The sequence below is a fragment of the Streptomyces sp. NPDC085524 genome (assembly GCF_044541755.1).
Lineage (GTDB): Bacteria > Actinomycetota > Actinomycetes > Streptomycetales > Streptomycetaceae > Streptomyces.
In genome coordinates this window covers 397719-412578 of sequence record NZ_JBITTH010000002.1, presented here as the reverse complement: position 1 = coordinate 412578, position 14860 = coordinate 397719, and the positions used below count along the sequence as shown (strand labels likewise).

Here is a 14860-nt window from a genome sequence, read left to right as displayed (position 1 = left end):
GAGGAGGCGCCATGTCCCCGCCCAACGCCGCAGGTCACCCGGGCCTGGAGGCCCTCCTCTCGCGTCCGCTGTGGGAGTCGGTCTTCAAGCGGCGCACCCACCGTGTCAGCCGGGGCGCGTCCGTGCCGGCCGGGTCGATGAGCCACCGCTCCACTCACCGGCCGGAGCCACTGGGCGAGTTGGAGGAGGCGGTACTCATCGCCCTCACGGGCTCGTCGGGACTCACCATGCCCGACCGTCCCTTCGAGGACCCGCGTGATCACAAGCCCATCATGGCCAAGCCGAATCTGAACATGACGGGCCGGACGGCGGGCAGCCCCGACAACGCGCAGGCCACCCACTTCTTCATGATCAACGACAGTGGCACGTACTACCTGAGGAAGCTGCCTCCGTCGCGGGACCACGCCTTCGACCCCGACACCCTGATCGAGCGCGCCCGCCAGTCGAAGGTCCGCGTACTGGAACACCGTCTGGACGTCGGCGACGGAATGCGCGACTTCCCGGCGTACCTCGACTCGAACCGGTTCCTGTCCAATCTTCCGGGCACCACCCTGTTCCTGCCGGTGGTCGACCTCTCCCACCAGTACATCAACGCACTGATGTACCTGCTCACCCAGCCCGAGGGAGCCCGGCCCACGGTCGTCGACGACCGCAATTTCTACCGCCCGGCCGGGGTGCGGAAATGGGTGAAGAACGGCTTTCTCAACCCCGACATCAAACTGCCGCTCGGTTCGATGGGGCCGATGCGCACCCAGGTCGAAGCCGACCTGCTGCTGCAGAACATGATGCTGGTCTCGGACGCCATGGGACTCGGCGCCTGGATCCACGCGACGATCGGTCCCCAGATCATGTTGGGCGACCCGAAGTTCTCGCGCACCTACGGCCGCATGCTGGGCTTCGACTTCGTCACGCCGACGTTCCGTCCCGCCGACATCCTGCGCTGGCAGGTGCCGCTGCCGAAGTACGCCGAGTTGCGCGCCCACCCAGTGGGGCTGCGAGCCGACGGTGAACACCTCATCAAGGGCGCCTGCCCACCCAACTACCCGTCGATGCACGACGCCGTCGACTCCGTCGTCCGCTCCAAGTTCGGGGACAACGGCATCTACGCGGACAAGGATCTCTTCACCCGCATCTACAAGGACGACTACGCTCAGCGGTATCTCGCCGAGGCCAGTGAGTACGGCAGGCAAGTGATCGAATGCGCGCGGGACATCTGCGTGTACATCCACGAGACCCACGGGCGCTTTCCGGCGCACACCGACGCCATCCACGTGCCCGGCATCTGGCTGCAGGCGCACCACGTCGAATCCGAATACTACGACCGGTTCTTCCAAGGCGGCCTGACCGAAGCCCACCGTCGGCACGCCTCACGCTGGGACGGATGAGGGAGACCCGATGAGAGTCTACGAGGCCATCGTCAAGGGGCTGGAAGGCATCGGGGTACGAGCGGCCTTCGGCGGTGCAGGGGAGAACGCGGCCGGTCTGATGCTGGCACTGAAGCACTCACACCAGATCCGGCCCATCATCACGCGACACGAACAGGCCGCCTCCTTCATGGCCTGCGGCTACGCCATGTACACCAATCGGCTGGGCTTCTGCTTCGCGACGGCCGGGCCGGGCGCGTTCAATCTCTTCTCCGGGCTCGCCGTGGCCATGTCCGACTCCTATCCCGTCCTCGCCGTCTCGGGGTACGCGAGCATGAAATGGCGCGGATGGGGCTCGCTCAACGAGACGTCGGGGCTGAACCGCACGCCCGACTCCCAGGCCATGTTCGCGGCCACGACCAAGAAGTCCTTCCTGCTCACCGACATCGCCGACACGTGCGACGTCCTCGAGGAAGCGGTCAACACCGCGTTCGAGGGGAGACCCGGGCCCGTGCACATCCATGTGCCCGAGGACCTGACACACCGCGGCGTCGAGGTCACGAACTTCCGGCCGCCCAGGCTCGACGTAAAGCCGGTCCTGCCCGACCCGGACCGGGTGGCGGAGATCGCATCGGTCCTGGCGGACGCCCTTGCACGGGGGAAGCGGATCGTGGCGCTCGTCGGCTTCGGTGCGGTGCGCAGCGGGGCGGGACCGGAGATCGAGCGGTTGATCGAGCGGTTCCAGATCCCCCTGCTCACCACCCTGGACGGCAAGGGCATCGTCTCCGAAGGACACCCGCTCTCGGTCGGTGTCTTCGCCGACAGCGGCCACGCCAGTGCGTGGAAGGCCTTCCGCGAGGCCGACGTCGTGCTGTGCATCGGCAACTCCCTCAACCAGCACGCCACGTTCAACTACCGCGAGGACCTCTTCGAGGACAAGCTGCTCATCCATGTGAACATCTCCGAGGGCGAGTTCCGCAAGGCCTACCGGCCCGATCACACCCTGCTGTCCGACGCGCGGCCCGCGGTGGCCGCCCTGGCCGACGCACTGGAGCGGACGGTCGGCGAAGTCCCGCCGGTCGAGGTCGACGGCCGCGACTACGAAGCGCGGAAGATCATTCACCTGGCGGGAAAGATCCATCCCGGAGAACTCGCGCAGTCGATCGGGCGCATGCTGCCGCCGCAGGGTGTCCTGCTCGCGGACGCGGGCGCCCATCTGGCTTGGCTCGGGTACTACGTGGAGCTGGAACAGGGGCAGAACTTCCGCAAGGCCGGCTCCTTCGGGCCGATGGCCGGACACGTCAACGGAGCCATCGGCCTGAAGGTGGCCCACCCGGACCGGACCGTCGTCGTGGGCTGCGGCGACGGATGCTACTCGCTGTCCGGCTTCGAGCTGATGACCGCCGTGGAGCACGACATCCCCGTCATCTGGGTCATCTTCAACGACGGGCAGTTCAAGCTGATCAAACTCTTCCAGCTGGTCACGTACGCCGAATCCGGCCTCGTCGAGTTCCAGAACCCGGACTTCGCCGCCTACGCCCGGGCATGCGGCGCCGACGGCTACCAGGTGGAGACGCTCGAGGAGTTCGAGGAGGCGTTCCGCGCGGCACTGGACTCGGGCCGGCCCACGGTCATCGACGCCAAGATCACGCGATGGGCGGTGCCGCACTACAGCACGTCGCCGGACGGCGTGATCGACGGTCTCGTCGAGACCCTCGAAGCGCGCTTCCGAGACTGAACGCCCGTCGGCACGCACCAGAACCCGGCCCCTGCGCCGGCCCGGTGATCAGCCGTCCAGGGGGCGTTGTCGATCGAGGCTGCTGACGATGCGTCCGGTCGGAAAGGACAACCGGCCTACCGGAACGACCCAAGGACTCCAAGAGGACAACGGTTCAGGCAGATGGAGACGGTGCTCGGCTGCGGCTTGTTCCGCTGCGTCCAAGCCGTCCAGGAGGGCCTGCCATTGCTGAGCCTGGACGGGCGTCATGTTCGGGTCTGCCGCGCTCCACCAGCGTTCCTCCCGGCGCCGGGGCCTGAGGGATTCGCGGAAGCTCGCCCAGGTGCCGTCAGGACGCGCGGCAGCCGTGTGGTGAAGATGCAGGAAGAGGGCGGGCCGAGGGAAGGATAGGCCACGAGTGCGGCAAGGAGGACCATGGCTGCCCGGTAGGGCCGGTAGCGGACCTCACGGGAATCGTTGGTGCCCGCGTCCACGACCGCGGCTCGCTGTTCGTTGAGGTCGGCTTCGCGGTGGTCCCGGCGGATCGCGGTGAGCAGACCGTAGCTGTTGGCCAGTCGCTTGACCGCGCGCGGAGTGGTCACCAGGAGCGGTGGACCGAGCAGATTCAGCAGGGCGATCTCGTCGGGCTCGAGCGTGAGCGGGTCGACCTGCTCGATCACACGGGCCGCAGGCAGGCCGAGGCCGTGCATGCTGCCCTCGCCGGCGGAAACCTCGTCGCTCTCATGCTCGTCGTCCGCGACCTCGGTCCCGACGGCTTCGCTCCCGTCCGGCGCATGCGAGGCACCGGTAGTGGATGGGACATCGGGTGCATCCCGGTCCTGGTCGGGCGATGGACCGGGTGCCGGCGCGGGCAGATCATCACGGGCACCGACCAGAGTGTGGAGCATCCGCCGGTACCCGTTGGTGTCAAGTGGCGGCAGGGTGAGCACCACCTGGAAGATCTTCTCCAGATACTGCGCGGGCGTAGAGCGCCACAGTTCCTCGTCATCGGGGTCGACAGTGCCCTGCCCGCCGCCTTCGGTGCTGCTGGAATCCGGTTCCTGGTCGAGCAGCTCCCGGTAATGCGCGCCGATGGCCCGCAACAGCCACCGCGGATCCACGGCGACCACCACGACGAACAAGTCGACGGCGAGCAGCAGATGGACGGCCTCCAGCATCTCCACCACACGCTGGGGCGGGCAGCGGTCCAGGTCGTCGATGTAGAGGATGATCCGGTCGATTCGCGGCAGCTCATCGCCTGCCTCATCGGCAGCTGACCCGGGCGTGCCGCTCGAGTCGTCCGCGGCACGGGCCAGCAGATCCGCCATGCGCTGGAAGTCCTCGCGGATCCGGGTCATCACCCCGAGCTGACTGCGGTAGTCGCCGGTGGTGGCCCGGTCGGCGACGAGGCCGGCCAGTTGTCCGGCTGCGGTGATGTTCTGCACTTGCCTGGTGAGTTCGGCGACCTCGGCATCAGCAACGCCGGCGGCGTCCTGCAGCCGGCGCCGCTGCTGCTCGCCGAACTGCACGGCCTTTTGCCATGCGGCATTCGCGCGGGCCCGCGACGTACGGGCGAAGCCGACTGCCGCACGCGCGGCCAGCGCCGTGCAGGCGATCCCCGGAAGGGTCGCCGCCCAACCCCACAGCGCAGGAAGGGCCCAGGCCATTGCGACCGTCGCGCCGGCGAGCAGGAGGAGGACGGCCAAGGCTGCGGCCGCGACGTGCGGAGCGCCTCGGACCACTCGCCAGGACGCCCGGCCGGTTCCCCGCAACGCAGCCACGGTGCGTGCTGCCTCCGCGTAGACCCGTTCAGGGCCGTCGCCCGCGAGGAGCCGCACTTCCGCCCGCTGTTCCTCGGGGAGCCGGTCCCACAACCCCTCGGGTTCATCGAGTGCCCTGTGGAGCTCGTCGCGGCGTGCCGTCGCGGCATTCAGCCTCTCGCGCAGCCCACGCCCCGTGACCAGCTCGGCGGTGAGACGGGACTGCCTGCGCTGCTCCTCGTCGACGTCGCCGTGCAGCGGCGCGGCGAGCTGCGCGAACAGCTCGGCGACCAGGCTGGCCCACAGTCCTGTCTCCGCGTAGTGCCAGGCATTGAACTTGACCTGCCGCACCGCGCTGTGTGCAAGCGGATTGTCCGGCTGGGCAGTCGCGTCCACTTGCTTCTGGAGCAACCCCAGAAAGTGGCTCTTGCCCTGCCCCCAGTCGCCGAACAGTCCCACCGCCATGGGCGGCTTCGCTGTTCGCGCGGTGATCAGCTCTGCGACCGCCGCCGCCTCCCCTGCCCGGGCAAGTTCGTCAGTGGAAGCCGTGACATCCGAACGGTAGGTGGGGAGCCGTGGAACGGGCCGGTGCTCCACCACTTCCCACAGCAGCACACGACCGTCGTCATCCCCGGTAGCCAGCGTCGCCCGGCCGCCGGCATCCCCCCACGCACCCCAGACCACACTGCCGGAATGGCCGATCAGGGGCTCACCCAACGCAGTGCCTTCCGTGGGGTCCCACAGCCGCACCTCCCCTTCGCCGTCCCCGGTGGCCAGGACCGGCCGGCCCCCGACACTGCTCCACGCCCCCCACACCAGGCCGTCCCGGTGGCCGGTCAAGGGCTCCGTCCGCAGGCTGCCGGCCGCGGGATCCCACAAACGCACCGTCCCGTCGAAGCCACCGGTGGCAAGCACCGACTGTCCCCCCACCTGTCCCCAGACACCCCACTCCACGCTGTGCTCATGACCGTGCAGCGGCAGCGCGTTGCCCACCACGGGATCCCACACCCACACCTCGCCGCCGCGATCTCCCGTGGCCAGGACCGGCCGGCCGGCGACGTGGCCCCACGCACCCCACAGAACGGGCTGGGAGTGCCTGGCCATCACCCCCGGCGGCAGGTCCGGTTCCACGAGGTTCCACCACAGGCGTACCTCACCCGCGCGGTCACCTGTGGCCAGGACCGGCCGGCCGTCGATACCGCCCCACGCCCCCCACTCCACGATGTCGTTGTGGCCGGTCAGCCGCCGTACCTCGGCGCGTTCCACCGGATCCCATAGATGCACCTGCCCGGTATGGCTGCCGGTTGCCAACACGGCAGCGCCTCCGATCTTGCCCCATGCCCCCCACACCCCAGCCGCATCGGCTGGGCCGGGCATCGGTTCACCAAGTGCCGTTGCCGACGTTTCCCACGTTCGTACCGACCACCTGCCGTCCGGGGAGCGGGGGTCCCACAGGCGCACCGTGCCGTCCCCGCCCCCCGTGGCGAGCAACGGCTGACCTGCCGGTTCCCCCCACGCCCCCCAGAGCACCGCGCCGTCATGGCCACCCCAGGGCACGGTGACCGGCTCACCGTCCACCGGATCGCACAGCCGTACCCTGCCGCGGGCGTCCCCCGTGACCAGAACCGGCCGGTCAGGCAGCCGACCCCACACCCCCCAGAGCGCACCGCCATCGTGTCTCGGCAGGGGCTCCCCCACCGCCGTGCCACGCAGTACAGGGGCCCCGATGCTGCCGCTCATGACAGGAATGTACGAGCTCGGGGCCCTGCGCTCAGGCAGGCGCCGCCGGACGGCGACGGCACCCGCCCATTCGAGGGGGCTCCGTCGGCCTTACACTTGACGGTCACCTTCATATGGGCATTGGCGCCTGTTCCCTGCCTGCCGTTCAGATACGAGACGGCGCACACGGGCGGCCTCGGGCCGCAGTTCTCCTACTCGACCGGACCCCCGCTGCGCGGCGTCGCTTCCAACTGGCGGCGGTGGTATCGCGCACACAGACTGCCTACAGGGGGTGATCTCCAGCGAGTCCGACCGGGAGGAGACTCGAGTGTTCGGGCAAGTACGAGCAGTTTCTGACAACAGTCCGATTTTCATGATCAAGGTGAGCGTCTACCGCAGCGATCTGACTGAGATCGATCACGTCTTCACCGACGAAGCGGGTCTGTACAGCGTGCCGATAGCCGAAGCCGAAACGGTCACCGTTCGGTTCGATACGCATCACTCCCTCACCAATGCCGAGGACTGGCAGCCTTCGGTGGTCGCGAACGCGATCACCAGCGACTCTGCTTCCCTGGACCGGCTGATGCTTCCGACGGGTCAGGATTTCGGCGCAGCGTCGAACATGGACGCCCTGAACGGGTACGTGATCGCAGCGGCAGTGGGTGAGGGCGCAGAATACGCCGCTACAGCGGTGACGCGTCTTGCGATGCTCAAACAGCCGAGCCTCGTGCTCCAAGGGCTTCAGCAAAGACTCCTGGACCACTTCAGCCACGCGACGTAGGGAACTCATCGAGCCGGACACCGTTTGCTCCGGATGCAGTATCCCGCCCGCCCCGGGAGAATGGGAGTACCGGAAGCCTGAGCGACGAGTGCCCCCTGCGGAGCTTTGCGGCAACGCGTGAGCACGACACGGCTGGGCGGTCCGCCACGGGGGCTTGGGGGTCCGGCGGATGCCCTTGCGCTGGTGCGCGAGGGCATCATTTCCAGTCCCGGGCCCGGCGATGCCGCGCAGGCCCGTGCGGAGGCAGCACTCGACGCGGCCTTCGAAGACCGGTTCCCCGATGCGGGGCTCAGGCACTGGGGGGCGAAGACCAACCGCGGGATCTTAGATGACGCGGTGGAGAGTGCCGGTGAGGCGGCTGACAGCTGTGTCTTCGTGGGCGAGGACCCCGCGGAGCGTGCGATGGCACGCACGGCGGGCCTACGTACCGCAGCCCACCCGGTCTTCGCGCGGGCCGCGATCGAGGGCGGCACCGTCTCTTGGACGAGGTTCGGTCTGCCCGACGGGCGGAGCCTGGCCGAACTCGATGCAGCCGCGAACACCTCCGAGGTCGTCCCGGTGCACGTCGCCTCCGACCGGCTCGTTCTCGCGATGGCGACCGGGCAGGGCGTCAGCAGGCTGGAACAGGGCCAGGGTCCGGTGGAGGAGACGGTGGCATTTCTGCTGCGGGACGACCGTGTGGTGGTCGCCCCGGCGGAGTGCGCGGCCGGTCCCGCCGAGGACCGGGCCGCGGCGGAGGCGGGCATGCGTGCCTCTGCTGCGTTCGCCCTCGTGGCGGACGAGATCGCCCCTTCGGGTACCACCGTCGTGTCACTCGGTCCGGCTCCCGGAGGTGTGTATCTCGCGGCGGCCGCCGACGCCCCGGTCGAAGGGATCCACCTCCCCGGCGCCCTGCCCGGGCACATCGAACGGCTGCTGCCCGACCCCGCCCTCCTGTCACGCCCGGGCGGGGCGCAGGCCGCGGGGTTCGCCGCCGGGTTCGCACCCGCGCTGCCGTCCGCACAGACCGTGCAGGCGGCGCGCGCGGCGGTCACCCCGGCGCTGATGCGCGAGTACGTCGCCCGTTTCTCGGGCGCCGAACCGCTCGCCGAAGGAGCCCCGCTGACGGTGCGCAGCCGCGACGCGGCGAGCGGGGACAACCCGCTCGTGGTCGTCGCGCTGGCCCGGCGACTGCGCGAGCTCGGGCTGACGGTCCGGCTCGGCAAGTTCACCTGGCGGGGCCACCAGCTCGCGAACGTCGAGGCCGAGCACCGTATCGAGGGGTCCGACGGGGCCGTCCTGATCACGGCCAGCGCGAACGTCCTCGAAAATCTGCCGCACATGCGGTTCAAACTGGTCGTGGGCCTCCCTCTGGAGGACCAGGTGGTCGCCGACGTTCCCCATCATGCCTGCCAGCGCGGCGTCCGCATCGCGGTGCCGTGTGATCCGGTCGAAGGCTTGTGCCCAGCTGCCCGCGTCGATGCCCTGGCTGAGCTGGGCGAACACGCCCTCGTCGGCCCATTTCGCGAAGTAGCCGTAGACGCTCTGGTGCGGCGGGAAGTCATGGGGGAGGTAACCCACTGGCAGCCGGTGCGGTCCACATAGAGAATCGCGTTCATGATCTCACGCAGGTCATCCCGCGGAGCCGGCCGAAGTCCAGAGCCCGGCCGCGGCGCTCGAAGCGCCACGCCGACAGTTCGATCAACTCCCAGCGCTCATCGCGCAGATCACTCGGATACGGGCGTCGCGTCGTCATGATTCCGGCGTACCGCCACACACCGAGTGCGCCCAGGCGTACAGCCGCGGCACCGGAAGCACTCGCGCCAACACGGCCGGACATCCTGGGTTGAGACAGGAACAAGAGCCAGCCCGCCTCACCCGCCACCCCACAGCACCCATGGGCACTACTGCATCGCGACCAGCCAGCTCGAGAACGGCATCAAACTGCCGCAATCCAGTTTGAACCGACCTCTAAGGCCGAGGTCAACAGGCCCAGTTGTCGTGTCCTGGCGGGAGCTGTGGACGCTGAAGGCTCGTGAACGCGCGACCACACGTCAGCATGGGTTCGACAGGCAGGTCCACGTCGAAGCCTCCGTCATGGCCGCCTGTGCCGTAGAGGCTCATCGCGGGCACGGCCCGAGCGGGTTCCGTCCCGGCATCTCCCAGTCGTCACGGGCACCGGCCAACCACTCCGGAGCGTCAGCGAGGCTCACCGGCCAGATGGAGCGGCCCCGGGGGACTCCGACGTAGGTGTCGGCGGAGCGGCGGGAGGCGCCGCAGTTCATCTGGACGAGGCGGATCGGCGCGTCCCGCCGCCGTTGCCGACTGGGTGCGTCGAGTTCGTCCAGCCGGGCGGTCCAGTGCTCAGGCAAGACAACGGGGATGGTGCGGGGGTCAAGCCTGCCTGGGTGGGTTGCATGCTCCTTGCGGACTGTCCGTCTGCTGGTCGGCGACCGGGTGGACATGGTCTTTCCAGTGCTGGGTAGCAGCTGCTGAGATCGAACACGCCCCACTCGGTGAACGGGCTCGGCCTGGAGGTAGATTGCGGGCGCCGTCTGGTGTCCAGGCGAGCCGGCCCGCGGCGCTCCAGCGGCGGATTCCGGCCGGGTTCTCGTCGAAGTGCCCGACCCGGACATGGCCGGCCTCGTGGCCCCCGAAACTGTTGGGCCATCCGGCCTCCCAGCGGGAGGTGTGCGAGACATGTGGCCGCAAGCCGCCCTGCGTCTCCGGAACCTGCCCGCTCACCTGCGGGCTAGCGGCAAGCAGGCCCGGCGAGCCGGACCGGATCCTCCGGCTGGACATACGCAGGCGCGATCGGCCCGGACGGACTCATCCATGGGCATTGTTGCCACTTGACCTGCTGCGATGACCTTCTGGGCTTCCCTGACGCCGACAGCCCGTCACGTTTCGTTGCGCTTCAGGTCGGCCTCGATCGCGTAGGCGTCACCACCTACGACTGGAGGTCTTCAGGTGCTCGTGCGACTCGGCGGCAGGGTCGCACGGCCATGGGTAACGGCACCAGCGCAAGAGAGACATAAGCATCAAGCAGACATGGAATGGGGCATTATCCCGTAATGTCAGAGTTACGGATCGTCAAGAGTCGGCGCCTTTGGGAGGCAGCCCGTGTCCCTTCACGCCAATGGGTCCGAGCCCGAAGCCGGATCCCGGACTGGAGTGTGGTTCGTCGGGGCCCGGGGGTCCGTCGCCGTTACGGCGGTTGCGGGGTGCGCCGCCGTTAGCGCCGGGCTGCTTCCACCGACCGGTATGGTCACCGAGACCCCGCCGTTCGCGGGGAGCGGGCTGCCCTCCCTGTCCTCGTTCGTCTTCGGAGGGCACGACACGGCGGGCTACCCGCTCCTCAAGAAGGCGGAATCACTGGCCGCTGCGGGAGTGCTGCCACACGGGCTGCCGTCAGCAGTGCGCGCTGAACTCGACGCCGCTGACGCGGAGATGCGGATCGGCGGACCGCTGCCCGCAGACCCCCGAGGCGACGAGGAACTGATCGCGGACTTCGCGGCCGACATCGCCGGCTTCACGAGCCGATGCGGTGCGGCTCGCACGGTCGTGGTCAACGTCGCTACCACGGAGCCCGCGCCCGCTGTGGGCGACGCCGCTCTGCCCCCCAGTTCGCTGTACGCGGCGGCCGCGCTGCGCGCCGGATGCCCCTATGTCAACTTCACGCCGTCCCTGGGCCTGCGTCACACGGCGCTGAGCACGGCGGCCCGCGACGCGGCGGTGCCCCACGCGGGCCGGGACGGGAAGACCGGGCAGAGCCTGCTCCGGGCCGTGCTCGCGCCCATGTTCCGGCAGCGCGCACTGGAGGTGCGCGCCTGGTCCGGAACGAACCTGCTCGGCGGAGGGGACGGCGCCGCGCTGGCGGACCCCGGGGCTGCTGCCGCCAAGAACGCCGGCAAGAACCGGACGCTGCACGACACCCTCGGTTTTCTGCCGGAAGGAAAGGTGCACATCGACGACGTGCCGGTGTTGGGGGACTGGAAGACTGCCTGGGACCACATCGCCTTTGACGGCTTCCTCGGTGCGCGTATGGTCCTGCAGACGATCTGGCAGGGCTGTGACTCGGCGCTGGCCGCACCCCTGGTCCTCGATCTGGTGCGGCTGCTTGCCCGCGCCCACGAGGCGGGGATCACGGGCCCACGCCCGGAGCTGGGATTGTACTTCAAGGACCCCGACGGCGGCTCCTCGGCGCTGGCCGACCAGTACACGGCTCTGCTGGGCTTCGCCGAGCGCCTGCGGGAGCCACGGTGATGCCGGCCGCCGGCCGGCGAACCGCCGCGCGGCCTGCTTCCCGGCTGCGTGCCTGGGCAGAACTCCTGAGAGTCTCCGCCCTGGTCACGGTTCCGGGTGATGCGCTCGCCGGGGCGGCGGCCACCGGGGAGCGGCCGACCCGCAGAACCGGGCTCGCGATGGGCGCCTCACTGTGCCTGTACGCGGCAGGGATGGCCCTCAACGACTGGGCGGACCAGAACGAGGACGCGACCTGCCGACCGCACCGCCCGATCCCCTCCGGTCGGATCAGGCCGGGCACTGCACTCGCGGCCTCGGCCGGCCTGACAGCGGCCGGCCTGGCGCTGGCTCGCCAGGCGGGCCGCGAAGCCGCGCGGACCGCGGCGGTCCTCGCGGCCACGGTGTGGGCGTATGACCTGGGCCTGAAGCGGACCAAGGCAGGCCCGGCAGTCATGACGGCGGCCCGTTGCCTGGACCTGCTCCTGGGCGCCGCGGCCACGTCCCGCTCAGGAACGCGGGCGGCACTGGGCCCGGCGGCCGTCCTGGGAGCGCACACCTTCGCCGTCACGATGGTCTCCCGCCACGAGGCGCTGGGCGGATCGCGGACCGCCCCCCTTGCCGCGCTCGGCACGACGGCAGCGGTGGGGATCGCGACGTGCCGTCGGCGCCGACTCGGCCGGCGTCGGAGCCGTTCCCCCGAGGGCCCCACCCGGGCCGGGCTCGCGGCCGGGCTTGCGGCCGGGTTCGCGGCCACGGTCGCGGGGCCGTTGATCCGTACAGTGCTCGACCCCTCGCCCGCCTGCACCCAGCGGGCCGTCGGTGGCGGGATCCGGGCGATGATCCCGCTGCAGGCCGCACTGGCGGCGCGGGGCGGCTCGGTCGGCGCTGCGGCGGCCATCATCGCCCTGGCGCCGGCCGCGCGGAGGCTCTCACGGAGGGTCAGTCCGACATGAGCCTGCGATTCGGCTACGGCACCAACGGCCTGACCGACCTCAGGCTCGACGACGCCCTTGTACTCCTCGCCGACCTGGGCTACGACGGGGTCGGGCTGACCCTCGACCACATGCACCTCGACCCGGCAGCCCCCGATGCGCTCGCCCGTGCCCGGCAGGTGGCGCGGCGCCTGGCGCGGCTCGGCCTCGGCGTGACCGTCGAGACCGGCGCACGCTACATCCTCAACCCTCGGTGCAAGCACGGACCCTCTCTGATCGACCCCGACCCCGAAGCGCGCGCCACCAGGACCCGGCTGCTGGTGACTGCCGTGCACATCGCTGCCGAACTCGGGGCGCACGCCGTGCACTGCTTCAGCGGCACCATGCCGGACGGAGCGGATGACGGCACCTCGTGGAAGCGGCTCGGCCAAGCGCTCGAACCGGTACTCGCTGCGGCGGAACGCGAAGGGCTGTCCCTCGCCATCGAGCCCGAGCCCGGCCACCTCCTCGCCACCCTCGCCGACTTCCACCGCCTGCGCGCGGACCTCGGCGACCCGAATGTCCTTGGCCTCACCCTGGACATCGGGCACTGCCAGTGCCTCGAGCCGGAGCCGCCCGCCGACTGCGTGCGGGCCGCCGCACCCTGGCTGCGGCACGTTCAAATCGAGGACATGCGCCGCGCGGTCCACGAGCATCTTCCCTTCGGCGAAGGCGAGATCGACTTCCCGCCCGTCCTCGACGCCCTGAGCACCGTGGGCTACCGGGGCTTGACCGTCGTCGAACTGCCCCGGCACTCGCACATGGGCCCGGACCTCGCCGAGAGCTCTCTGCGTTTCCTGCGGAACGGAGGCACATCGTGACCACCCCACCGGCCATCACAAGAGCGGCAGCGGACGAGCCGTTCACAGCCCTCGGCGAGCGGCTCCCGCCCGCCGCCCGGGTCTGGCTCGAAGCGTCCCTTGCCGAGGCGGCCGCACCCGCGGCCCCGGCGGCCGGACATCGGCGGAGCCTGCCGGCATGGGAGTTGCGCTTCGCCGAGGCCGGCCGCCGCTGCGGTTCCGAGGCCGCAGCCGACACGGCGCGCGTCCTGCTGCTGCACACCGCAGGCGCCGGCGCCGCCACCGTGGCGCGGCTCTACCGTCGGGGCACCGCCGACGAACGCCGCGCCGTGCTGCTCGCGCTGCCCGGCTTGGAGCTCGCCCCTGCCGAAGGGCTGCCGCTCGTGGAGGACGCGTTGCGAACCAGCGACACCCGCCTGATCGCCGCTGCAGTCGGCCCGTACGCCGCCGAACACCTCGCCCCGCACACCTGGCGGCACGCGGTCCTCAAGTGCCTGTGCACCGGGGTCCCCGTGGCCGCGGTCGCCGGCCTGGCCAGGCGGGCTCGCGGCGACGCCGAACTCGCGCGCATGCTCGCCGACCACACCGGCGAACGCACAGCCGCCGGCCGCCCCGTACCCGTCGACCTGTACGTCGTCCAAGCCCTGACCACAGAGGCGGAGGAGCCCTGATGCGCATCTTCGACCCGCATATCCATATGACCTCCCGCACCACCGACGACTACGAGGCCATGCGCGCGGCGGGCGTGCGGGCCGTCGTCGAGCCCTCGTTCTGGCTGGGCCAGCCGCGCACCTCGCCCGCCTGCTTCCTCGACTACTTCGACTCACTGCTCGGCTGGGAACCCTACCGCGCCGCCCAGTACGGCATCACCCACCACTGCGCGATCGCCCTCAACCCCAAGGAGGCCAACGACCCACGGTGCGTGCCCGTCATCGACGAACTGTCGCACTACCTCGCCAAAGACCACGTCGTCGCCGTCGGCGAGATCGGCTACGACTCCCAGACCCCCGCCGAGGACACCGCGTTCGCCACCCAGCTCCAGCTCGCCCACGACCACGGGCTTCCCGCCCTCGTCCACACCCCACACCGGGACAAGCTCAACGGCCTGCGCCGCACCATCGACGTCGTGCGCGAGTCCGCCCTCCCTCCGGAGCGGGTGCTGCTCGACCACCTCAACGAGACCACGGCCAAGGAGGCCAAGGACAGCGGCGCCTGGCTCGGTTTCTCCGTCTACCCGGACACCAAGATGGATGTGGACCGCATGGTCGCCGTCCTCAAGGACTTCGGGACCGAACGCATCGTGGTCAACTCCGCCGCGGACTGGGGTAGAAGCGACCCCCTCACGACCCGCAAGGTCGGCGATGCCATGCTGAGGGCAGGGTTCGGCGAGGACGATGCCGACCAGGTGCTGTGGCGCAACCCCGTGGCATTCTACGGACTGAGCGGACGGCTGAGCCTCGACCGCGGCAGACCGGACGCCCCCTACGAGGGCAACTCCATCCAGCGCGGCGAGGAGTAGGCCCC

9 protein-coding genes and 2 pseudogenes are annotated in these 14860 nt (G+C 70.1%); 8 read left to right on the top strand and 3 right to left on the bottom strand.

Annotated features, from left to right (window positions below):
• Positions 1-11: 11 nt before the first annotated feature.
• Together ACIGFK_RS04650 and ACIGFK_RS04645 are read left to right on the top strand one after the other, a co-directional pair.
• Positions 12-1385 carry a hypothetical protein gene (locus tag ACIGFK_RS04650; protein WP_400050517.1) on the top strand — a complete coding sequence of 458 codons (1374 nt, stop codon included), beginning with the start codon at positions 12-14 and terminating at the stop codon, positions 1383-1385.
• Between the two features lie 10 nt (positions 1386-1395).
• Positions 1396-3102, top strand: a complete 1707-nt coding sequence (locus ACIGFK_RS04645) for a thiamine pyrophosphate-binding protein (protein WP_386463881.1) — start codon at positions 1396-1398, stop codon at positions 3100-3102.
• Between the two features lie 245 nt (positions 3103-3347).
• Here the strand turns inward: ACIGFK_RS04645 and ACIGFK_RS04640 are convergent, their stop codons facing one another.
• On the bottom strand, positions 3348-6155 hold the full coding sequence (locus ACIGFK_RS04640; protein ID WP_400050600.1) for a P-loop NTPase fold protein: 2808 nt from the start codon (positions 6153-6155) through the stop codon (positions 3348-3350).
• 132 nt (positions 6156-6287) lie between these two features.
• A pseudogene (locus ACIGFK_RS04635) lies at positions 6288-6581 on the bottom strand (hypothetical protein); the annotation flags it as partial.
• 352 nt (positions 6582-6933) lie between these two features.
• Here ACIGFK_RS04635 and ACIGFK_RS04630 point away from each other — a divergent pair.
• Entirely contained in the window at positions 6934-7341 is a 408-nt protein-coding gene (locus tag ACIGFK_RS04630) for a carboxypeptidase regulatory-like domain-containing protein (RefSeq protein WP_376655873.1), read from the top strand.
• A gap of 1467 nt (positions 7342-8808) precedes the next feature.
• Here ACIGFK_RS04630 and ACIGFK_RS04625 read toward each other — a convergent pair.
• Positions 8809-9076, bottom strand: a pseudogene (locus tag ACIGFK_RS04625) (transposase); the annotation flags it as partial.
• Between the two features lie 1367 nt (positions 9077-10443).
• On the opposite strand from ACIGFK_RS04625, the gene ACIGFK_RS04620 reads away from it, so the two are divergent.
• The 5 genes from ACIGFK_RS04620 to ACIGFK_RS04600 are packed head-to-tail and all read left to right on the top strand — an operon-like array spanning position 10444 to position 14855.
• Entirely contained in the window at positions 10444-11586 is a 1143-nt protein-coding gene (locus ACIGFK_RS04620) for an inositol-3-phosphate synthase (RefSeq protein ID WP_400050516.1), read from the top strand.
• Positions 11586-12518, top strand: a complete 933-nt coding sequence (locus ACIGFK_RS04615) for an SCO3242 family prenyltransferase (protein WP_400050514.1) — start codon at positions 11586-11588, stop codon at positions 12516-12518. Before ACIGFK_RS04620 ends, ACIGFK_RS04615 begins: the two co-directional genes overlap by 1 nt.
• Positions 12515-13357 carry a sugar phosphate isomerase/epimerase family protein gene (locus ACIGFK_RS04610; protein ID WP_400050512.1) on the top strand — a complete coding sequence of 281 codons (843 nt, stop codon included), beginning with the start codon at positions 12515-12517 and terminating at the stop codon, positions 13355-13357. Before ACIGFK_RS04615 ends, ACIGFK_RS04610 begins: the two co-directional genes overlap by 4 nt.
• Positions 13354-14007: an EboA domain-containing protein gene (locus tag ACIGFK_RS04605; protein ID WP_400050510.1), complete on the top strand. Its 654-nt coding sequence runs from the start codon at positions 13354-13356 to the stop codon at positions 14005-14007. The genes ACIGFK_RS04610 and ACIGFK_RS04605 overlap by 4 nt, the downstream gene beginning before the upstream one ends.
• Entirely contained in the window at positions 14007-14855 is an 849-nt protein-coding gene (locus ACIGFK_RS04600) for a TatD family hydrolase (RefSeq protein WP_376655878.1), read from the top strand. The genes ACIGFK_RS04605 and ACIGFK_RS04600 overlap by 1 nt, the downstream gene beginning before the upstream one ends.
• Positions 14856-14860: the final 5 nt, after the last annotated feature.

Bases quoted from the DNA above. Each gene is read 5' to 3' on its own strand.
- ACIGFK_RS04630 (WP_376655873.1), top strand. From the start codon at position 6,934: ATGATCAAGGTGAGCGTCTACCGCAGCGATCTGACTGAGATCGATCAC.
- ACIGFK_RS04610 (WP_400050512.1), top strand. From the start codon at position 12,515: ATGAGCCTGCGATTCGGCTACGGCACCAACGGCCTGACCGACCTCAGG.
- ACIGFK_RS04645 (WP_386463881.1), top strand. From the start codon at position 1,396: ATGAGAGTCTACGAGGCCATCGTCAAGGGGCTGGAAGGCATCGGGGTA.
- ACIGFK_RS04615 (WP_400050514.1), top strand. From the start codon at position 11,586: ATGCCGGCCGCCGGCCGGCGAACCGCCGCGCGGCCTGCTTCCCGGCTG.
- ACIGFK_RS04650 (WP_400050517.1), top strand. From the start codon at position 12: ATGTCCCCGCCCAACGCCGCAGGTCACCCGGGCCTGGAGGCCCTCCTC.
- ACIGFK_RS04600 (WP_376655878.1), top strand. From the start codon at position 14,007: ATGCGCATCTTCGACCCGCATATCCATATGACCTCCCGCACCACCGAC.